Origin of the sequence: Pseudomonas sp. PS01301, from assembly GCF_029960215.1 — a bacterium.
Lineage (GTDB): Bacteria > Pseudomonadota > Gammaproteobacteria > Pseudomonadales > Pseudomonadaceae > Aquipseudomonas > Aquipseudomonas coleopterorum.
The window spans coordinates 1-20908 of record NZ_JASCPM010000009.1; the positions used below are offsets into that span (position 1 = coordinate 1).

The following is a 20908-nucleotide window of genomic DNA, read 5'->3' on the forward strand; positions in this document are numbered from 1 at the left end:
ATGGTCGAGTGCTGGGTGTCAGGCGATTCGGCGGTGTGCCCTTCGCGAGCAGAGCCCGCTCCCACAGGGTTGGCACTTGTGGGAGCGGGCTCTGCCCGCGAAGGCCGCGGCGCCGTCTAACTGTCTCGCTGCAAATCCGGCGGAATCGGCAGGTCCTTCAGCGGATCGGGTCGCTTGCCGCGTCCGGCCTGGTACTGGCGAATCTGGTAGACATAGGCAAGTACCTGCGCCACCGCTAGGTACAGCCCGGCCGGGATCTGCTGCTCGATGTCCGTGGAATAGAAGATCGAGCGTGCCAGGGCCGGTGATTCGAGCACCTGGATACGGTGCTCGTTGCCGATCTCGCGAATCTTCAGGGCAATGAAGTCCGAGCCCTTGGCCAGCAGCACCGGGGCATTGCCCTTCTCCGGATCGTACTTGAGCGCCACGGCGTAGTGGGTTGGGTTGGTGATGATCACGTCCGCCTCGGGAATGGCCGTCATCATTCGTCGTTGCGACATCTCGCGCTGCAACTGGCGCACCCGCCCTTTCACCTCGGGACGGCCTTCAGCGTCCTTGTGCTCGTCCTTGACCTCCTGCTTGGTCATCATCAGTTTCTGCTTGCTGCTGTACAGCTGGAACGGCACGTCCACGGCAGCAATCAGCGCCAGCCCGCAGGACATCCACAAGGCGCTCCAGCCGACCAGTTGCACGCTGTGGATGATCGCCATTTCCAGTGGCTCATTGGCGATGGCCAGCAGGTCGGCACGGTCCTTGGCCAGGACAGCTATGGCAACGATGAGGATGATGGCGAACTTGGCCAGGGCCTTCAGCAACTCGGTCAGCGCATGCATGGAAAACATGCGCTTGAGGCCCGCGGCCGGGTTCATGCGGCTGAACTTGGGTGCCATGGAGCTGGCCGCGAACAACCACCCGCCCAATGCAACCGGCCCGATCAGGGCTGCGAGCAGCATCGTCACCAGAATCGGCTGGGTGGCCAGGATCGCCACCTTGCCCGACTGCAGCAGAAAGATGCCCATGTAGCGCTCGTCGAGCAGCACCTCGCGGCTCAGGGTGAAGTTGCTGCGCATCAGCTCCAGCAGGCTCTGCGCCAAATGCCCGCCGAACGCCAGCAGCGCGCCGCACCCGGCGACCATCACCGCCAGGGTGTTGAGCTCCTTGGAACGGGCGATCTCGCCTTTTTCGCGCGAGTCTTTCTTGCGCTTGTCCGTGGGGTCTTCTGTCTTGTCGGCACCGCTTTCGCTTTCGGCCATTGCCTACTCCGCTCGCGCCAATTCGCGCAGCCACTGCAAGGCGTTGGTCGCCAGCGGCTGATACTGGTTGAGGATATCGCCCAGGCTGACCCAGAGGATGAACATCCCCAGCACCAGGGTCAGCGGGAAACCGATGGAAAAGATGTTCAACTGCGGTGCGGCACGGGTCATCACGCCGAAGGCGATGTTGACCACCAGCAAGGCAGTGATGGCAGGCAGCACCAGCAGCACACCGGCACCCAGAACCCAGCCCATGCGCAGCACCACATCCCAGTAATGCGCGGTCAGCAGGCCGCCGCCGATGGGCAACGTGGTGAAGCTCTCGGTCAGCACCTCGAAGATCACCAGATGGCCGTTCATGGACAGGAACACCAAGGTCACCAGCATGCTGAAGAACTGGCCGACCACCGCCACCGATACGCCGTTGGTGGGGTCGACCATGGACGCGAAGGCCATGCCCATCTGGATCGCCAGAATCTGCCCGGCGACCACGAAGGCCTGGAACAGGAACTGCAGGGAGAAGCCGAACAGCGCGCCGATGATGATCTGTTCGGCCACCAGCAGCAGCGCCTGGACACTGATGGCGTCGACCGTCGGCGCGGGCGGCAGCCCCGGCACGATGACCACGGTGATCGCCACGGCAACGTACAGGCGCACCCGCTGCGGCAGCACCTGAGTGCCGAAGATCGGCATGGTCATCAGCATTGCGGCAACCCGGAACAGCGGCAGGATGAAGCTGGCCACCCAGCCACCGATCTGCGCGTCGGTCAGCTGCAGCAATGGCTGCATCAGCCGATCACCTGCGGGATGTTGGAATACAGGGTGGTGATGTACTCCATGAAGGTGCGCACCATCCACGGTCCGATGACGATCAGCGTCACCAGCATGACCAGCAGGCGCGGCAGGAAGCTCAGGGTCTGTTCGTTGATCTGCGTGGCCGCCTGGAACATGGCGATGATCAGGCCGACGATCAGGCTCGGCAGCACGAGGATTGCGACCATTACCGTGGTCAGCCACAGCGCTTCGCGAAACAGGTCGACAGCGACTTCCGGGGTCATGGGTTCAGGCTCCTGGGCAAGGCAGATCTGGCTTGTTCGCGGGCAGAGCCCGCTCCCACACAATGGGTAGCGCCGCGACTGATGTGGAAGCGGGCTCTGCCCGCGAAGAAGCCCTCGACAACACAGCACATCGCAAAGTCAGACACCACCGAAACTCCCCGCCAGGGTCCCGATGATCAGCGCCCAGCCATCGACCAGGACGAACAGCATGATCTTGAACGGCAGCGAGATGATCAGCGGCGAGAGCATCATCATACCCATGGCCATCAGCACACTGGCGACCACCAGGTCGATGATCAGAAACGGGATGAAGATCATGAAGCCGATCTGGAACGCCGTCTTCAGCTCCGAGGTGACGAAGGCCGGTACCAGGATGGTCAGCGGCGCCTGGTCGGCACTGGCGATGTCGGTGCGCTTGGACAGCCGCATGAACAGCTCGAGGTCGCTCTGCCGCGTCTGCGCCAGCATGAAGTCCTTGATCGGACCTTCGGCGCGGGCAACCGCGTCCTGGGCGCTGAGCTGTTCGTTCAGGTAGGGCTGCAGGGCCTGCTGGTTCACCTTGTCGAACACCGGCGCCATGATGAACATGGTCAGGAACAGCGCCATGCCGGTCAGCAACTGGTTGGACGGGGTCTGCTGCAGGCCCAGTGCCTGGCGCAGGATGGAAAAGACGATGATGATGCGGGTGAAACTGGTCATCAGCATGACGAACGCCGGGATGAAACTCAGCGCGGTCATGATCAGCAGGATCTGCAGGTTGACCGAATACTCCTGCTGGCCGTTGGCGCCGCTGGTCATGGTCAACGCCGGAATCTGCAGCGGATCGGCGGCCAGCGCCAAAGGCGCCGCCAACATCAAGGCCAGGGGCAGGACTACGCGCAACGCACCCATCACTTCTTATCCTTCTGGTCCTTGCCCAGCAGTTCCATCAGGCGCTGGGCGAATTCGGGTGTGGCCTGCGTGGTTCGGTCGGGCGGCATGACCGGCGTGCTCATCACGTGCAGGGCGCTGATGCGACCGGGGCTGACGCCCAACAGGATCTGCTCCTCGCCCACCTGCACCAGCACCAGCCGGTCACGCGGACCCAACGCCTTGGCGCCGATCACGTCGATGACCTGCCCCTGACGCGGTGCGACCTGCTGCACTCGGCGCATCAGCCAGGCCAGACCGAAGATCAACGCCACCACGGCCAACAGCCCCAGCACCGTCTGGGTCAATTGACCGGCCAGGCCAGTTCCACCCGACGCCACCACCGGCGCCGCAGCCGGCGCCGCTTCGGGCGCAGCCAGAACGACCATGGGCAGGAGCAGCAGGGCCCACAGAAGGCGGCCCATCACCGCAGCTTCTTGATGCGTTCGCTGGGACTGATCACGTCGGTCAGGCGGATGCCGAACTTCTCGTTGACCACTACCACTTCGCCGTGGGCGATCAATGTCCCGTTGACCAGCACATCCAGCGCTTCGCCCGCCAGCCGGTCGAGTTCGATCACCGAACCCTGGTTGAGCTGCAGCAGGTTGCGGATGCTGATGTCGGTCGCCCCGACTTCCATGGAGATGGTCACCGGAATGTCGAGGATCACATCCAGATTCGGTCCATCGAGGGTGACCGGGCCGTTACCTGACTTGGGCGAACTGCCGAACTCTTCCATGGGCAGGCGCGAGGAAGCGGAACCGCCACGGGCATCGGCGGCCAGCAGCGCATCGATGTCGTCCTGCCCCGCGTCCCCGGACTCACCCAGTGCAGCGGCCCATTCATCGGCGAGCGCCTGGTCTTCGGCGGAAATTGTTTCATCTTGATCAGCCATCAGTGGTCCTCGACGGGCATCTAAATCATCGGATTGAAGCGATCAGCGACGCTCGATCGGTTCGATTACTTGTAAAGCCAGGTTGCCCTTGTGCGAGCCCAGCTTGGCCTTGAACGAGGGTACGCCATTGGCGCGCAGCACCAGCTCTTCCGGCAGCTCCACCGGAATCACGTCGCCGGGCTGCATGTGCAGGATATCGCGCAGTTTCAGCTGGCGTCGCGCCACGGTGGCGCTCAACGGCACGCTGACGTCCAGCACGTCTTCACGCAGCGCCTTGCTCCAGCGCTCGTCCTGGTCGTCCAGGTCGGACTGGAAGCCGGCATCGAGCATCTCGCGCACCGGCTCGATCATCGAATACGGCATGGTCACGTGCAGGTCACCGCCACCGCCATCGAGCTCGATGTGGAACGTGGACACCACCACCGCCTCGCTGGGGCCGACGATGTTGGCCATGGCCGGATTGACCTCCGAGTTGATGTACTCGAAGTTGACTTCCATGATCGCCTGCCAGGCCTCCTTCATGTCGAGGAACGCCTGGTCCAGCACCATGCGCACCACGCGCAGCTCGGTCGGAGTGAACTCGCGACCCTCGATCTTGGCGTGGCGACCGTCGCCGCCGAAGAAATTGTCGACCAGCTTGAACACCAGTTTGGCATCGAGAATGAACAGACCGGTGCCACGCAGCGGCTTGATCTTCACCAGGTTGAGGCTGGTGGGGACGTACAGCGAGTGGACGTACTCGCCGAACTTCATCACCTGCACGCCGCCAACCGCCACATCGGCGGAGCGACGCAACAGGTTGAACATGCTGATACGGGTATAGCGGGCGAAGCGCTCGTTGATCATTTCCAGCGTGGGCATGCGCCCACGCACGATGCGATCCTGGGTGGTCAGGTCGTAGCTCCTGATGCCTCCGGGCTCGCCATTGCCTTCGGTTTGCACCAGGCCATCGTCGACACCATGCAGCAGCGCATCGATCTCGTCCTGGGACAGCAGGTCCTGCACGGCCATGAGTTGTTCCTACTGCAATACGAAGTTAGTGAAGAGCACCTGGTCGATGACTGGCTTGCCCACTTCTTTCTGCGCCACTTCCTGCACGCTAGCGGTCGCTTTCTGGCGCAGCATTTCCTGGCCGATCGGCGTGGTCAGGGTGTCGAACGGTTGCCCGGAGAAGAGCATGACCAGGTTGTTGCGGATCACCGGGGTGTGCACTTTCAAGGCCTCCATGTCAGCCTTGTCGCGCGCCTGCAGGACAATGCTGACCTGCATGTAGCGATCACGGCCGTTCTGCTTGAAGTTGACCACAAAGGCGGGAGTCATCGATTCGTAGATTGCCGCAGGCTTGACGTTGGTGGCTGCCGCCGGGGTTTCCTCTGCGGGCGCACTGGCGGATTTGTGCATGAAGTACCAGGTGGCGCCCACCGAAAGGCCGACAGCCAGCAACAGGCCTACGACCACCAGGATGATCAGCTTGAGTTTGCCCTTGCCTTCCTTGGCTGCGGGGTCCTTTGCTTCTTCGGTCTTTGCCATGCCAATAATCCGTCACCATTGAGGGGTAAGCGTACCCATGGCGACGATGGAGCAAGGGTTATGCCAACACTCATCGCGACGTGCCTGCGCGGCACGTCGCCAGGATCGACCGACTGGATCAGGCGGCTGGATCAGGCGTAGTAATCCACCGCACTGCTGCCCAGCACCGTGCTGGAGGTCACGGGCTGGACAGCAGCCACCGCGGACTCGCTGGTGTCGATCGCGTCACCGCCTGAGCGTTCACCAGTGCTGCGGCGACTCTGCTGGGCCTGCTGCTGCTCGCCCTGAGACTGGCGAGACTGGTCGGATACGTTGACATCCAACTGTCCCATGCCCTGCTGGTTGAACATGTCCTTGAGGCGATGCTGCTGGCTTTCCAGCGCCTCGCGTACGCCGATGTGAGCGCTCGAGAAGGTCACCTGTGTCTGCTGGTCGGGTGTGATGTCGACACGAATGTCCAGACGTCCAAGCTCCGCAGGTGTGAGCTGGATATCGGCCGACTTGAGGTTCTGGCTCGACAGGTACATGACCCGATTGACTAGGCCTTCGGTCCATCCTGACTGCTGCATGGCCAGAGGCTGGCCCAGCGGACCGGCCAGCGGTGCGGCACCGCCGGCCTTGGCCGGGGCGGCCTGAGCCAGGGCCTGCAGGCGATCGGCAAAATTGTCGATGTGGCTGTCGCTGGCAGCCGCGTCGGGGTCTTTCAAGCCACTGTCGAGCAAACCGGCAAAGCCGGTATCACCGCCCTCGCCCGCTTCACCTGCCTGCTCCTTGCCCATCATCGCCGCCAGACCGTTGACGAAACTGCCCTCCAGACCTCGCTCGTTGGTTGCAGAAGGGTCGTTCGGTGACGTTTGGCTGGCATGTGCGGAGGTGGTGCCATTGTTTTTGGCGGTCTGCTCAAGGGCCAGACGCAGTGCAGGCAGGTCAGCCAGGACGTCCTGGGTCGGATCGAAATCTTCGGACGGGGTATCGGTGTCGCTGTCGGTGAGACTGGCAGCAGTGAGTGCCGCCGGCGGCGCCTGAACCAGCGCAGGGTTGCTGGCCGGGTCGGCAGGGACCGGCGCAGCCGCGGAATCGACCGACGCAGTCGTCGAGGCGACAGCAGAATCATCCTTATCGTCGGCAGCGGTGACCTTGTCGTCGTCCTTGTCGGCAACCTTGTCGGCCTTACCGGACTTGTCAGCCTTGTCGATCTTTTCAGGTTTCTCCGGCTTGTCTGCCTTGGCCACTGGCAACTTCTTGCCGCTATCGGCAACCGTCGAGCTGGCTCCGGCAGCTTTGTTGGCAGGAGTAGCAGCCGTTTCCCGTGCAGCCACGGACGCAGGGTCGGCCTTGGCCTTGACTGTGGTTGCGTGGTTTTGGCGGGCATAGAGATCGGCGAAACGCGGCGACGAATCGGTGTCCGCTGCAGCGGGCTTGGCCGCTCCGGTGGCGGAGGCCGCGCGTGCGGCAGCGCCCAGTTGCAGCAGCAGAGGGTTTGAAGCGACAGCCATGAAGATCTCCCCGATACGGTAGCGTTAACGCTGATAGCCTAGAGGAAGCAAGTATCGGGCCATTGGCAGTCAACGGCTGAAGGTGTCGCTCAGTCAGGGAATCGTGCACGCTCTTCGGAGTACAGTTTCAGGACCAGCGCGAACTCGCTGTCGATACGCTGCACGTAGGCATCCACGCCATCCGGCGTGCCCTGACGGCAGTACTGCTCCAATTCGCTGCACAGTTGCGCCAGGCGCATGGCGCCCATGTTGCTGCTGCTGCCCTTGAAACTGTGGGCAGCATGGCCGAGCTCGACCACATCATGGGATCGATGCAGTTCGTTCAGGCGCAGTTGCGAGTCACTGAGGAAGGTATCGAGCAACAGGGGGTATTCATCTTCCATGACATCCTCCAGAGCGGCCAGGGCCGTGGGGTCGACATGGGGCTTTTCCGGCTGTTCATGGCTGGGCTTTTGCACCGTCAGCGGTTCGCCAGCTAGATGTTCGATAGTCACTTGTTCGCTCCTTGATCAAGCCGGTTACGCTTGAGACTCCCAGGTAAATTCAACGTGGACACTGCGTCCGTCTTCCGACCACCCCGAACTGCTGCTGAGGTGGCGGACCAGGTTGACCCCGCGCCCCGACAACCCATGCACGCTCGGCGCTCTGGCCAGCACCTTGGCCGGATCGAAGCCCTTGCCACTGTCTTCGACCACGATGCGCAGCACGCCGCCAACGCCTTGCGGACGTACCTGCAAGTGTAAGCGTATATAGCCGTCTTCCAAAGCGGCCAGACGCTCGTTGCGCAGTGCGTAGTACCGGGAGAAGCCAGCGGCATCGCGCTTGAGTGCGGAGTCGAGCTCCAGCACCCCGTGCTCCAAGGCATTGGAGTATAGCTCGGCCAACACGCTGTAGAGCTCACCACTCTGCGAGCGCAGGCCGTGAATCTCCTGCAACAGTTGCAGGATGTAAGGCAGCGGATTGAAACGACGCAGGGTGTCGGCACGAAATTCGAACATGGCCGACCAGTCGAGCGGACTGGATTGACCACTGTCGGAATAGATCAGGCTGGCCGGCGGCTGGCGTTGGGCGTCGATCAAGGCCAACTGCACCATGCTCACGTCGTCGCGCGATTCACCGCGAAAATCCTCGAGAGCCTGCAGGATGCCTTCGAACAGTGACTCGGGGTCCTTGTGGGTGTCGAATACCCGTTCGAGCCGTTCCACCCCGAAGGATTCGTCCTGCGCATTGCTCGTTTCGATAACGCCGTCGGACAGCAGCAGCACCCGATCACCCGGCGCCAGCGGCCAGACTTCGGTCTGGTCCTCGAAACGGGTAGCTGGCAGTACGCCCAGCGGTAAATGCCGCGATACCAGCGCCACGCGCTTCGAGCCGTCCTGGCGGTGCAGGTAGCCATCGGGCATGCCACCGTTCCAGACTTCCACGGTGCAACGCTGAAAGCTCAGGCGCAGCAGGGTGGCGCAGCAGAACATGTCCACCGGCAGGATGCGCTTGAGCTTGGCGTTCATCTCGCGCAGGATTTCGGCCAGTCCGTATCCCTTGGCGGTCATGCCGTAGAACACCTCGGCCAGCGGCATGGCCCCCACCGCTGCCGGTAGCCCATGCCCGGTGAAATCGCCGAGCAGCACATGCATGTCGCCCGACGGTGTATAGGCGGCGAGCAGCAGATCACCATTGAACAGCGCGTAGGGTGATTGCAGATAACGCACGTTGGGCGCATCGAGACAGCCGGAGTGGGCGATCTGATCGAACACCGCCTTGGCCACGCGCTGCTCGTTGAGCAGGTAATCATGGTGACGGGTGATCAGGTCACGCTGCTCCAGCACCGTGGCCTGTAGACGCCGCAGGCGATCCATGGCCTTGATCTTGGCGGCCAGAATCACCTGGTTGTAGGGTTTGGCCAGAAAGTCGTCGCCACCGGCGTCCAGGCAGCGGACCAGCGCCTGTTCTTCGGTCAACGACGTCAGGAAGATGACCGGCACCAGCGCCTCGCCGGCCAATTGCTTGATCGTGCGCGCTGCCTCGAAGCCGTCCATCACCGGCATCATGGCGTCGAGCAACACCAGCTGCGGTCGTTGCTGGCGAAACAGTTCGATGGCTTCCTGACCGTTGCTGGCGGTGATCACCGCGTGTCCCTGCCGACGCACGATGCTCGACAGCAGCATGCGGTCGGTCATGTTGTCGTCGGCAATCAGAACCGTCAGTGCTTCATCATTGACGGGCGGTTTCAAGGGATCTTGAACAACTTGTCGAAGTTGGAGATCGCCAGAATCTTGCGCACGTCGGAGGAAATGTTCGACAGCGTGATATCGGCGTGGTCACCACCGGCGTGGTCGCGCAGCAACAGCAACATGCCCAGTGCCGAGCTGTCCATGTAGGTGGTTTCGTTCAGGTCGACGACATAGCGGGTGGACTTGCCCTCGCGCTCGTAGCTCTCACGAAATTGCTGGTGCAGGCTGAAGTCGAATCGACCCTTGACGGCAATCGATGACGTATTGTTTTCGCCATTGAAACTGTGGCTTACCGAACTCTGGGTTACAGCCATGTAGTAATGCTCCTTGGGTGTGCCGTGCAGGCAAGGTTTAACACTGCATGACGGGGCGTTCAACAGGGTACTGACTAAATCTGACTAGAAGCTGTCGTGCCTGGGCAGTCGCTGCGACAACTCGTCAAGCAAGCGCTGCTCACGCTTGTCCTCCAACTGCCGGGCCTCGAGGATATAGCGCTGGACCAGCTTGCGCAGCCCTTCCACACGAGCATAGGCCTGCTGCCAGGTGGCGCGCGCATTGTTCAGGTTGTTCTGGTGCCATGCAAGGCTCTGGCGCTGCTGGCCGACAGCGGTTTCCAGCTGGTTGAGAAAGCGCTGGTAGTTCATCAGCCACTGGCCGGACACACCGCGGCTGCCGTTGTTGATCCACTGCTGCTGATAGTCGTTGCGAAAACGCTCGAGCTCCGCCAGCTTGGCTTCGGCCAGGTTCACTTGCCCCTGAAAATGACCCAGGCGCTGGGCAGCCTTGCGCTCGGTGCTTTCGGCCATCTCCACCACGGGAGCCAGGCGCGCTGCGCGACTCATCGCCATCCGCGCTTACCCCGGCGCCACAGGCGTGAACACCGCAGCCAGGCGCTCGGCGCTGGCCTGCAGGCTTTCATTGTCGTTGAGGCCCTGGCGCAGGTAACGCACCAGCTGCGGTTGCAGGGCGATCGCAAGGTCGGTCTCGCGATCACCGCCCGCGACGTAGGCGCCAACGCTGATCAAGTCGCGGCTCTGCTGATAGCGCGACCACAGTTGCTTGAACTGTTGTGCCTGGCCCAGGTGCTGGGGGCTGACCACGCTGGGCATCACTCGGCTGATCGACGCCTCGATATCGATGGCCGGGTAATGCCCCTCTTCTGCCAGACGACGTGACAGCACGATGTGGCCGTCGAGCACGCCACGCGCCGAGTCGGCAATCGGATCCTGCTGATCGTCGCCTTCGGACAATACGGTGTAAAACGCGGTGATCGAGCCGCCGCCCGCCTCGGCGTTGCCGGCGCGCTCGACCAGCTTGGGCAGCTTGGCGAACACCGAAGGCGGATAGCCCTTGGTCGCCGGCGGCTCGCCGATGGCCAAGGCGATTTCCCGCTGGGCCTGAGCGAAGCGGGTCAACGAGTCCATCAGCAACAAGACGTTCTTGCCCTTGTCGCGAAAGTATTCGGCGATGCGCGTGCAATACATGGCGGCGCGCAGGCGCATCAGTGGCGCTTCGTCAGCCGGTGACGCCACCACCACCGAACGGCGCAGCCCCTCCTCGCCCAAGGTATGTTCGATGAACTCCTTGACCTCGCGGCCCCGCTCGCCGATCAGGCCGACGACGATGATGTCGGCTTCGGTAAACCGCGTCATCATGCCCAGCAGCACACTCTTGCCCACGCCGGTACCGGCGAACAGGCCCAGACGCTGGCCACGGCCCACGGTCAGCAAACCGTTGATGCTGCGGATGCCGACATCCAGCGGCTGACTGATGGGGTCGCGCTTGAGGGGGTTGATGGTGGGCCCGTCCATCGGCACCCAGTCCTCGGCCTTCATGCCGCCCTTACCGTCCAGGGCTCGCCCGGCGCCGTCGAGGATGCGCCCAAGCATGCTCATGCCCATCGGTAGACGCCCGGTATCGGCCACCGGCACCACCCGCGCGCCGGGCGCGATGCCGCTGACGCTGCCCACGGGCATCAGGTAGATCTTGCTGCCGGAGAAGCCCATGACTTCCGCTTCGACCTGCACCGGCTGGTCGCTGTCGTCGTTGATCACCACGCAGCGACTGCCCATGGCCGCGCGCAGCCCTTCGGCTTCGAGAGTCAGGCCGACCATGCGCAGCAAGCGCCCTTCGACGATAGGCTGGCGCGGCAGGTCGATGGCCGCCTCGTAGCTGCCCAGGCGCTTGCCGAAGCTGGTGCGATCAAGCTTCATCGGGCGCGTCCAGATCGACGGTGATGTCGGCCGGGGCCGGGTGCATGTTCTGCTCGTGCAACTGATCGAACAATTGCGCAATGGCCTGGGTGATGCGCGTCTCCATGCTCGCATCGATGCGGCTGTGTTCGGTTTCGATACGGCAGCCACCGGGCTGTAGCGAGTCGTCTTCCTGGATTCGCCAGTTTTCCTCGTGCTTCTCGCGCAGCGACTTGATCTGCTCGAAGTCCTGAGGGTTGATGAAGATGCGGATATTGTTGGCGCCCATGGGCAGCAACTTCAACGCTTCGCGCAGGACTTTTTCGATCTGGCTGGAATCGGTGAGCAGTTCGCGGCGGATGACCTGGCGGGCAATGTGGCCCACCAGCTCGACCAGTGATTTCTCGATCTGGGTATCTTGATCAGCAATAGGCGTCAGCAGGTGTCCCAACAGCCGGTCGAACTGGGCAAGCTTGCCAGCCAGCGCCGCTTCGGCTTCCTGACGGACCTTGAGCTGGGTGCTGTGAAAGCCTTCCTTTTCACCGGTGGCGAAGCCCTCGTTGTAGGCCTCTTGGCGAATGGCTTCCAGCTCTTCCAAGGTAATGGGCTGCACCTCATCGAGGGGCACCTCTTCGATTTCCTCGACCGACACGGGCTCCGGCATCACCTCTTCGGCAGGCCGCTCGGGATCGAAGCTGGGCAACGCCCACAGGTCGGCACTGCGCGCGTCGATGGCGCGAATCAGTTCACTGACGGGTTCTTGGGTGGGGCGGGACATGGCTTGCGATTCCTGACGCCTGGGTGCGAAGTGGGGTCGCTCGGAGCCGACCACCCCAGGGCAGCCGGCCTCCACGACAGAGGTCTGGGAGAGGGATGATTAGATCATCTCTTCCCCACCCTTGCCACCGAGCACGATTTCACCTGCTTCGGCCATGCGCCGGGCAATGGTGAGCACTTCCTTCTGCGCCGACTCGACATCGCTGACCCGCACCGGCCCCTTGGCCTCGAGGTCGTCACGCAACAGCTCGGCCGCGCGCTTGGACATGTTCTTGAAGATCTTCTCGCGCACACCCTCGTCGGCACCCTTGAGGGCCACCACCAGCACGTCCGAGGAAACCTCACGCAGCAGCGCCTGGATACCCCGGTCGTCGACATCCTTGAGGTTGTTGAAGACGAACATGAGGTCTTCGATCTGCCCGGACAGTTCTTCGTCGACCTCACGGATGGAATCCATCAACTGGCCTTCGGACGAGCTGTCGAGGAAGTTCATGATGTCGGCAGCGCGCTTGACCCCACCCAGGGTCGTCCGGGTGGCGTTGGAATTGCCGGAGAACTGCTTCTCCAGAATGGTGTTGAGCTCTTTCAATGCTGCCGGCTGTACGGTGTTGAGCGACGACACGCGCAGGATGATGTCCAGCCGCGCCTTGTGCTCGAAATGCGCCAGCACTTCGCCGGCCTGGTCGGGGTCGAGGTAGGCCACGACGATCGACTGGATCTGCGGATGCTCGTAGCGAATGACGTCGGCCACGGCCCGGGGCTCCATCCACTTCAGGCTGTCCAGGCCGCTGGTGTTGCCGCCCAGCAGGATCCGGTCGATCAGGCCGTTGGCTTTGTCTTCGCCCAGGGCCGAGGTCAGCATCTTGCGGATGTAGTTGTCGGAACCGACGCCCAGACCGGTCTGATCGCCGACCACGGTGACGAATTCGCTCATCACCTGCTCGACCTGCTCACGGTGCACGTTGCGCATCTGCGCCATGGCCACGCCCACGCGCTGGACCTCCTTGGGGCCCATGTGGCGAAGCACCTGCGCCGCATCGGTTTCACCCAGCGACAGCAGAAGGATGGCGGCCTTGTCGACCTTGGTCAGCTTGGGGGTGACGGCTTGTGAACTACTCATCGGCATTGATCCACTCTTTCACGACCTGGGCCACTCGGCCCGGGTCTTCGGCCACAAGACTCTTGATCGCATTCAACTGGGCGTCATAGCCCTCGGTCGGGCTGGGCAGCAGAATGCTCTGCGGCCCACCCAGGCTGACCCGATCGTTGGCCAGCTCGCCGTCCATGCCCAGGGCGGCCACACCGCCCATCGCGCCGGCGGCCCCGAGTTCCGCATCGCCCGCCTTGCCCTTGCCACCGCCGGTGATGTTGTTCAGCACCGGACGCAGCACGCCGAATACCAGAACCAGGATGAACACCACGCCCAGTACCTGCTTCATGATGTCCCAGAACCAGGGTTCCTTGTAGAACGCAGGTTCGGTGATGACTTCGGCGGAATTGGGCGCAAACGGTACGTTGATCACGGTCACGCTGTCGCCGCGGCTGGCATCGAAGCCCACGGCGTCCTGCACCAGGCGGGTGAAACGGGCCAGCTCCTGGGCGTTCCACGGTGTCATGGTCACGGTACCGTCGGCCGGGTTAACCTTGGCCTGGTCGTCGACCACCACCGCCACCGACAACCGGCTCAGACGACCCTGCTGCTGCTTGGTGTGGCTGATGGAACGGTCCAGCTCGAAATTCTTGGTCGACTGCTGACGCTTGTCGGCCGGATACGGTGCCAGCATCGGTTGGCCGGTGGCCGGGTCCATGATCTGCTGGCCGTTGGCGTCGAGCAGCGGCTGGCCCGGCTGGATGGCGCCTGCGGCTGCCTGCCCCTGAGCGGCATTCTGCGGCGCGGTGGCAGGCCCCGGAGGCTGGTTGCTCAGGGCCCCCGGCACACCCGAAGGGCCCGAACCGCTGGAACGCTGCTCGGTGGTGGACTGCTCGCTGCGCAACGCCGGCTGGTCCGGATTGAACTGCTCGGAGGTCGATTCGACCGCGCTGAAATCCAGGTCTGCCGAAACTTCAGCCTTGAATCGATCGCTGCCCACCACCGGCTGCAGGATGTTCTGCACCCGCTGGGTCAGCATGCTTTCCAGGCGACGGCTGTAGTCGTACTGCTTGCCGGCCATGGTCAACGCGTTGTCTTCCAGCTGCGCCGAAAGCAGCGTGCCCTTCTGGTCGACGACCGAGACGTTCGACTTGTTCAGTTCCGGAACGCTGGTCGCCACCAGATTGACGATGGCCGCCACCTGGCCGGCGTCCAGGGTACGATTGGGGTACATTTCCACCAAGACCGACGCGGTGGGCTTGCGCTCGTCGCGGACGAACACCGAGCTTTTCGGAATGGCCAGGTGCACACGCGCTGCGCGGATGTTGTTCAGGCTGCCGATGGTACGGGCCAGTTCACCTTCCAGGCTGCGGCGATAACGCGCGGTTTCCATGAACTGACTGGTGCCCAGGCCTTGCTCCTTGTCGAGCGATTCGTAGCCGACATTGCCGTCGCTGGGTGCCACGCCGGCCGAGGCCAGGGCAATGCGCGCGCGCGACTGATCGTCGGCCTTGACCAGCAAGGCACCGGAGTTGGGTTCCACGGTGTAGGGAATGTTGGCGGTGGTCAGGGTATCGATCACCTGCTTGGTGTCCATGCCCGCCAGGCTGCCGTACAGCGGACGATAGTCGGGCTGCTGCGACCACAGAACCACGGCGAAGCCGATGGCCACGCTGGCCGCCAGGCCGACCAACAGGCCGACCTGACGCAGCATGGTCATCTGTGACAGATTCTGCAGGACGGACAGACCCATGAGCGGCGATTTGTTGCCGCTCTTGGCCGGAAGATTGTCGGTGGTCGCTTCAGCCATGACTCAATTCGTCCTCAGACCGGCATCTGCATGATGTCTTGGTAAGCCTGGACCAGCTTGTTGCGCACCTGGGTCAAGGCCTGGAAAGAGACGCTGGCTTTCTGCGAGGCGATCATCACATCGGTGAGGTCGACACCGCTCTTGCCGATCTCGAAGGCAGTGGCCAACTGGCTGGAGGCACCCTGTACGTCGGCGACCTTGTTGATCGCGCCGCCGAGCATGTCGGCAAAGCTGCTGGCGCCGACTTCCGGCGCCGCAACCGCCTTGGGTCTGGCCATGGCGTCCGCCTGCATGGCGCGCATGTCCAGCATCAAGCGGTTGAATTCAATACCTTGGCTCATGGGTGACCCTCTGCGACGACCTGCGTTTTTTTGACACTGCTGCATTCACTACAGAGGTAGTAGCAAGGAGGGTGCCAGTTGCAGTCGCAGGGTGGCGAAACGGATCGGCGGCGACAAATCACCGCACCGACCGTCGCTCATCGGACGGCTTTCAAGAGGCGAACAGGGTGGCCTCCACGTCCATTCCGGCATCGCGCATCTGGGCCAGCTTGTAGCGAAGGGTCCGCGGGCTGATACCCAGGCGCTCGGCGGCTTCCTTGCGCCGACCGCGCTCGCTGCGCAGGGTATCGATGATCATCTCGAATTCGCGTCGGCGCAGATCGTCCTCCAGCACGCCGGGCGGCGTCTGTGGCTCGGCGGGCGCGGGCGCCTGCACCACCCGCCCCAACGGTGCCGACGGCGCTGCACCGGCGGGCCCGACCAGGCAGAAGTCGGCGGCCTGGATCAGGCCACCGTGCTGCAGGATCAACGCGCGCTGAATGGCGTTGTCCAGCTCGCGGACATTACCCGGCCAGGGATGATCGAGCAGGCACTGTTCGGCCTGGGGCGCGAAGCGCACCGGCGCGTGCTTCATCTTGTCGATGTGACGGGCCAGCAACCGTCGGGCCAGCGGCAGAATGTCGCCACGCCGTTCGCGCAGCGGCGCCCAGGCCAACGGGAACACCGAAAGCCGATAGAACAGGTCTTCGCGGAAACGCCCCGCTGCGACGTCTTGCGCAAGGTTGCGGTTGGTGGTGGCGATGACCCGGATGTCCAGGGCAATGGGCCTGCGCGCGCCGACACGTTCGACCTCGCGCTCCTGCAGCACACGCAGCAACTTGGCCTGCAGCCCCAGGGGCATCTCGGAAATCTCATCGAGCAGCAGGGTACCGCCATCGGCCTGCTCGAACTTGCCGGCCTGGGCCGCAATGGCGCCGGTGAACGCGCCTTTCTCGTGGCCGAACAGGGTGGCTTCGAGCATGTTGTCCGGAATCGCCGCGCAGTTGATGGCAACGAAGGCCTGCTGCGAGCGGTTCGACTGTTGATGGATATAGCGCGCAAGCACTTCCTTGCCGGTACCCGACTCACCGGATATCAGCACCGTGGAATCACTGCGCGCGACCCGCGCGGCCAGCTCGAGCAGAGCCTGACTGGCGGGTTCCAGCGCCACCGGCCCCTGCTCGCTTCCCGCCGGAACCAGACCACGACCATGCCGGGTCACCAGATCGAGCAACGCACTCGGCTCGAACGGCTTGACCAGGTAATCGGCCGCGCCCTGGCGCATGGCATCCACCGCCCGCTCGACCGCGCCATGGGCTGTCATCAGCAACACCGGCAGTTGCGGTTGGCGAGCGCGCAGCAGTGCCAGTAGCTGATGTCCATCGATTCCGGGCATGTTGACGTCGCTGATGACGATGCCAAAGGCTTCGCGTGCCACCGCCAGCAAGGCCTCCTCAGCACAGGTCACCGCTTCGAATTCGAAACCGCCCAGTTCAAGGGTATCGCCCAGCGCCTCGCGCAGGGCACGGTCATCCTCGACCAACAGCACCTTGATATTCATCGAATGGGCTCCTGCTGAACGACCAGCGGCAAGGTCAAGGTTGCGCAGGTACCCCGCCCGACTCTGGAACGCAAGACCAGGTCACCCTGATGCGCGCGCGCCACAGCCTTGACCACCGATAGGCCGAGCCCGGTTCCAGTGGGCTTGGTGGTGAAGAACGGCTCACCCAGACGCGCCAGGATCGCCGGCGCCATGCCAGGCCCGTCGTCGCTGACGCACAGGCGCAGCGTATCGCCGCGGGTATACAGGTGGATTTTCAGACGGGCCTGACCGTTGCTGGCCTGAATGGCGTTATTCACCAGGTTGAGCACGGCGCCCACCAGGGTGTCCTTGTTGCACAGCAGCTCGCCGGCGTGGCTGTCGCATTGCCAACGCACAGGTACTTCCTGCACATGGGGCTGAGCGGCAGCCTGCAAAGCCTGCAGCAATTGCTTGGGCGCCAAGCGATCCGGAAGCGGCAGCTCGCCGCGGGCGAACACCAGCATGTCGCAGACCTGATGCTCCAGCTCGTGCAGACGCTCCTTGAGGCGGCTGGCGAAACGCTGCTGGGTCTGGACCGGTAAAGGCTTATCGGTCAGGTGGCTGGCGTACAGCAGCGCAGCCGACAGCGGCGTTCGAATCTGGTGGGCGAGCGAAGCCATCATGCGGCCCAGCGACGACAGGCGCTCGCTGCGCGCCACCTCACTCTGCAGCCGACGTGTTTCGGTCAGGTCGGTGAGCAACACCAACTGGCCAGGCTCGGCATCCAGCGAGCGCGTGGCAATCGACAGGCGTCGCCCATCGATCAAAGAGATCTCGTGGCCGTCATCCCGGCGCGGCGCGAAACTGCGCACGATCACCTCACGCCACAGCTCGCCTTCCAGCGGTGCACCCAGCATTTCCAGGGCTGCCGGGTTGGCCTCGCGTACGTGACCTTGACCATCGATGACGATGACCCCGCCAGGCAACAGATCGAGCAGGTTCTGCAGGCGATTGGCAAGGCGTTCCTTTTCCGCCAGCTCGGCCAGGCGCTGCGCGCTGACCACTTCCAGCTCACCCTTGAGCGCTGCCACACGCTCTTCGAGCAGGCTGTAGGAGTCGCTCAGGCGATCGGACATCTGGTCGAACAGAGCGAAGGCCTGATTCAGACCCTGGCGGCTGTCAGGCTGCGCTGCTGATGCGCTAACGTCGCGATGGGGCTGGGCAGCGGACGGCTGGATAGCGGCCTGTGGCATGGCTCTCTCTCACTTGGCTCACCGTCAAAAACGGTATCGTGACAGGGGCAAAAGCAATAGCCGTGCCGAATGGAACTCGAAAGGCGCAAGTCAGGGGAAAGAATGAGGCGGATGCGCTGGGTTAAAGCCCGCGATTTCAGCGGCTTGGCGCGGTTAATACGAAGTAGCAGATGGGATGTGAAGCGTGGCCGCTGCCTTGCAAGCAGCGGCCGTTGCAGCCACAGGCGTCAATCGTCTGCCTGTTGCTCTTCGCCCTCACCTTCGCGCCGGCTCATGCCGTACTTGCGCATTTTTTCCACCAGCGTGGTGCGGCGGATGCGCAGGCGCTCGGCAGCCCGGGCAACGATACCGTTGGCATCGTCCAGCGCCTGTTGGATCAGGCCTTGCTCCAGGCCGCCGAGGTAATCCTTCAGGTCCAGGCCTTCAGGCGGCAGCATGGCACTGGAAGCGAAGTCGGGGGTATGGCCGTTGATTGCCACCCGCTCTTCCAGGTCGCTGCGCAGGCTGTCGACCAACTGCTCGTCTTCGTCGTCCACGTAGCGGAATTTCTTCGGCAACTCGACCACGCCGATGACGCCGTACGGGTGCATGATCGCCATGCGCTCGACCAGATTGGCCAGCTCGCGTACGTTGCCCGGCCAGCCGTGGCGGCACAGCGACATGATGGCCGCCGAGTTGAAGCGGATCGACCCGCGCTTCTCATGTTCCATGCGCGAGATCAGCTCGTTCATCAGCAGTGGAATGTCTTCCACACGCTCACGCAACGGTGCCATCTCGATGGGGAACACGTTCAGGCGGTAGTACAGGTCTTCACGGAACGTGCCGACCTCGATCATGCTTTCCAGATTCTTGTGGGTGGCCGCGATGATGCGCACGTCAATACTTTGGGTCTTGTTGCTGCCCACGCGCTCGAATGTCCGTTCCTGTAACACTCGCAGCAGCTTGACCTGCATCGGCAACGGCATGTCGCCGATCTCGTCGAGGAACAGGGTGCCACCGTTGGCCAGTTCGAAACGGCCGGCGCGACTGGTGATCGCCCCGGTGAAAGCGCCTTTTTCATGGCCAAACAGCTCGCTTTCGAGCAACTCGGCGGGAATGGCGCCGCAGTTGACCGGCACGAACGGCGCGTCGCGACGCTTTGAGTGGTAATGCAGGTTGCGCGCGACGACTTCCTTGCCGGTACCCGATTCGCCAAGGATGAGCACACTGGCGTCGGTATCGGCCACTTGCTGCATCATCTGCCGAACGTGCTGGATCGCGCGGCTGGTGCCGACCAGGCTGCGGAACAGGTTGGGTTCACGCTGACGGCCGCGTTCGCGGGCCTGGTCGTACATCTCGCGATAGACCTGGGCGCGGTGCAGGGAATCGAGCAGCTTGCTGTAGCTGGGCGGCATTTCCAGATGGGAGAGCACGCGACGACGCAGGTCGTCGGGAAGCTCGACGGCGCCTGGATCACCCAGCAACAGCACCGGAAGGAATTCATCCCAGTTGGCAAGGGTCTTCAGCAGCCCGGCCAGATTGCCCGAAGACACGTCCCCCACCAGAACGCAGAGCGCCTCGCGGCTGGACGACAGCGAGTCGACCGACATCTGCCAGTCGCCGCTGCCGCAGGCCAGGTTCTCTTCGCCAAGAAAGTTCAGGATGACCGCCAGATCCCGGCGGCGAACGCTATCGTCATCGATCAGCAGAATTTTCGTTTCACGCCACATGCAATAGCAACTTCCCTAGTCAACTCGAAGCCCGGAGGGCGCTCTCGACGTTTTTGGCCATGGTTTCAGCTAACAGACGCCAGACGAATCACAACAGCCACTAGTAAAGGCAAAAAAATCGACTTAGTCAAATTTATGGCGCAATGGCTGTCAACGGAACAGATGGTAAACCTTTGCAGCGTTCTTCGCTTGGTTGAACTGTGACATTTCGTCGACAACCGACTGACGCGCTAAACGAGTGACGTTGAGTAATTGACGGTAGACCTCGAGCAGATCTTCCAGGTGGCTGCGCAACTGGGAAGGGTCTTCCGGGACTTCCTGCAGCACGCTGTCGACGCAGGCACGGCACTCGATGTCCAGCACGCCGATCGCATCCCAGTCTCCAGCCTGCATGGCGTCTACCAGAGCGTGGCGAGTCTGCTGAATCCGCTGTAGTGCACTCATGACGAACTCCTCAGGCCGGCAGGGCCGATTCGTGGCTGGCGATGGCGTCCCAGCCGCTCTTGACGGTGATCATCAGGCGAGCGACTTCGTCGATCAGCTGTGGATCGTTCTTGATGTTGGCTTCGGTCAGGCGTCCGGACATGTAGGCGTACAGATCATCGAGGTCCTTGACGGACTGTTCGTTGGCCGCCTTGGTGGCATCCAGCCCTTGGCGCAGGCCGCCAATGATGGCGACGGCCTTGCCGAGCATCTCGCCCTTCTGTGCAACCTGACCGCGGCTCATCGCGCCCTTGGCCTGGGCCATGCGATCGAGACTGCCCTGCATCAGCATCTGCACCAGCCGGTGAGGCGTGGCTTCGGATGTCTGGGCATGGGAATCGACCTTCTGGTATTGGCTCAGCGCTCTCATGGCGTTCATT

General features: G+C 63.0%; 23 protein-coding genes. All 23 read right to left on the reverse strand.

The features are described from left to right. Window positions 1–116: 116 nt before the first annotated feature. Complete coding sequence (flhB, locus tag QMX89_RS06720) at window positions 117–1253, reverse strand: flagellar biosynthesis protein FlhB (protein WP_049858784.1); 1137 nt, start codon at window positions 1251–1253, stop codon at window positions 117–119. 3 nt (window positions 1254–1256) lie between these two features. Beyond that, complete coding sequence (fliR, locus tag QMX89_RS06725) at window positions 1257–2042, reverse strand: flagellar biosynthetic protein FliR (protein WP_049858785.1); 786 nt, start codon at window positions 2040–2042, stop codon at window positions 1257–1259. Beyond that, window positions 2042–2311: a flagellar biosynthesis protein FliQ gene (gene fliQ / locus QMX89_RS06730; RefSeq protein ID WP_043186065.1), complete on the reverse strand. Its 270-nt coding sequence runs from the start codon at window positions 2309–2311 to the stop codon at window positions 2042–2044. Before fliQ ends, fliR begins: the two co-directional genes overlap by 1 nt. A 138-nt stretch (window positions 2312–2449) precedes the next feature. Further along, window positions 2450–3202: a flagellar type III secretion system pore protein FliP gene (gene fliP / locus QMX89_RS06735; RefSeq protein ID WP_049858786.1), complete on the reverse strand. Its 753-nt coding sequence runs from the start codon at window positions 3200–3202 to the stop codon at window positions 2450–2452. Continuing rightward, window positions 3202–3645, reverse strand: coding sequence for a flagellar biosynthetic protein FliO (fliO, locus tag QMX89_RS06740; protein ID WP_049858787.1), 444 nt, complete (start codon window positions 3643–3645; stop codon window positions 3202–3204). Before fliO ends, fliP begins: the two co-directional genes overlap by 1 nt. Beyond that, complete coding sequence (gene fliN, locus QMX89_RS06745) at window positions 3645–4115, reverse strand: flagellar motor switch protein FliN (RefSeq protein WP_049858788.1); 471 nt, start codon at window positions 4113–4115, stop codon at window positions 3645–3647. The genes fliO and fliN overlap by 1 nt, the downstream gene beginning before the upstream one ends. A 42-nt stretch (window positions 4116–4157) precedes the next feature. Beyond that, window positions 4158–5126: a flagellar motor switch protein FliM gene (gene fliM / locus QMX89_RS06750; protein ID WP_056843540.1), complete on the reverse strand. Its 969-nt coding sequence runs from the start codon at window positions 5124–5126 to the stop codon at window positions 4158–4160. A 9-nt stretch (window positions 5127–5135) separates the two neighbouring features. Then, window positions 5136–5645, reverse strand: coding sequence for a flagellar basal body-associated protein FliL (fliL, locus tag QMX89_RS06755; protein WP_282347563.1), 510 nt, complete (start codon window positions 5643–5645; stop codon window positions 5136–5138). Window positions 5646–5776: 131 nt separating this feature from the next. Continuing rightward, entirely contained in the window at window positions 5777–7141 is a 1365-nt protein-coding gene (locus tag QMX89_RS06760) for a flagellar hook-length control protein FliK (RefSeq protein ID WP_282347564.1), read from the reverse strand. Between the two features lie 89 nt (window positions 7142–7230). Continuing rightward, on the reverse strand, window positions 7231–7524 hold the full coding sequence (locus QMX89_RS06765) for an Hpt domain-containing protein (RefSeq protein WP_049858972.1): 294 nt from the start codon (window positions 7522–7524) through the stop codon (window positions 7231–7233). Between the two features lie 135 nt (window positions 7525–7659). Continuing rightward, window positions 7660–9372 (reverse strand): fused response regulator/phosphatase, encoded by a 1713-nt coding sequence (locus tag QMX89_RS06770; protein WP_282347565.1) that lies wholly within the window; start codon window positions 9370–9372, stop codon window positions 7660–7662. Continuing rightward, the gene (locus QMX89_RS06775; protein ID WP_282347566.1) at window positions 9369–9686 is read right to left on the reverse strand and encodes an STAS domain-containing protein; all 318 of its coding nucleotides are present in this window, start codon (window positions 9684–9686) and stop codon (window positions 9369–9371) included. The genes QMX89_RS06770 and QMX89_RS06775 overlap by 4 nt, the downstream gene beginning before the upstream one ends. A gap of 84 nt (window positions 9687–9770) precedes the next feature. Beyond that, a complete protein-coding gene (fliJ, locus tag QMX89_RS06780; RefSeq protein WP_049858794.1) occupies window positions 9771–10220 on the reverse strand; it encodes a flagellar export protein FliJ in 450 nt (149 codons plus the stop codon). 6 nt (window positions 10221–10226) lie between these two features. After that, window positions 10227–11585, reverse strand: coding sequence for a flagellar protein export ATPase FliI (gene fliI / locus QMX89_RS06785; RefSeq protein ID WP_049858795.1), 1359 nt, complete (start codon window positions 11583–11585; stop codon window positions 10227–10229). Further along, window positions 11575–12342 (reverse strand): flagellar assembly protein FliH, encoded by a 768-nt coding sequence (gene fliH, locus QMX89_RS06790; RefSeq protein WP_282347567.1) that lies wholly within the window; start codon window positions 12340–12342, stop codon window positions 11575–11577. The genes fliI and fliH overlap by 11 nt, the downstream gene beginning before the upstream one ends. A 99-nt stretch (window positions 12343–12441) precedes the next feature. After that, a complete protein-coding gene (gene fliG / locus QMX89_RS06795) occupies window positions 12442–13461 on the reverse strand; it encodes a flagellar motor switch protein FliG (protein WP_043193255.1) in 1020 nt (339 codons plus the stop codon). Beyond that, window positions 13454–15241 (reverse strand): flagellar basal-body MS-ring/collar protein FliF, encoded by a 1788-nt coding sequence (fliF, locus tag QMX89_RS06800; protein WP_049858797.1) that lies wholly within the window; start codon window positions 15239–15241, stop codon window positions 13454–13456. The genes fliG and fliF overlap by 8 nt, the downstream gene beginning before the upstream one ends. 14 nt (window positions 15242–15255) lie before the next feature. Further along, on the reverse strand, window positions 15256–15582 hold the full coding sequence (gene fliE / locus QMX89_RS06805; protein ID WP_049858798.1) for a flagellar hook-basal body complex protein FliE: 327 nt from the start codon (window positions 15580–15582) through the stop codon (window positions 15256–15258). A gap of 151 nt (window positions 15583–15733) precedes the next feature. Continuing rightward, the gene (locus QMX89_RS06810) at window positions 15734–17122 is read right to left on the reverse strand and encodes a sigma-54 dependent transcriptional regulator (protein WP_282347568.1); all 1389 of its coding nucleotides are present in this window, start codon (window positions 17120–17122) and stop codon (window positions 15734–15736) included. After that, window positions 17119–18336 carry an ATP-binding protein gene (locus QMX89_RS06815; protein ID WP_282347569.1) on the reverse strand — a complete coding sequence of 406 codons (1218 nt, stop codon included), beginning with the start codon at window positions 18334–18336 and terminating at the stop codon, window positions 17119–17121. The genes QMX89_RS06810 and QMX89_RS06815 overlap by 4 nt, the downstream gene beginning before the upstream one ends. A 227-nt stretch (window positions 18337–18563) precedes the next feature. Then, window positions 18564–20045: a sigma-54 dependent transcriptional regulator gene (locus QMX89_RS06820; RefSeq protein WP_056843548.1), complete on the reverse strand. Its 1482-nt coding sequence runs from the start codon at window positions 20043–20045 to the stop codon at window positions 18564–18566. A gap of 150 nt (window positions 20046–20195) precedes the next feature. Beyond that, entirely contained in the window at window positions 20196–20489 is a 294-nt protein-coding gene (locus tag QMX89_RS06825) for a flagellar protein FliT (RefSeq protein WP_049858802.1), read from the reverse strand. Between the two features lie 10 nt (window positions 20490–20499). Then, on the reverse strand, window positions 20500–20907 hold the full coding sequence (gene fliS / locus QMX89_RS06830) for a flagellar export chaperone FliS (RefSeq protein WP_056843549.1): 408 nt from the start codon (window positions 20905–20907) through the stop codon (window positions 20500–20502). Window position 20908: the final 1 nt, after the last annotated feature.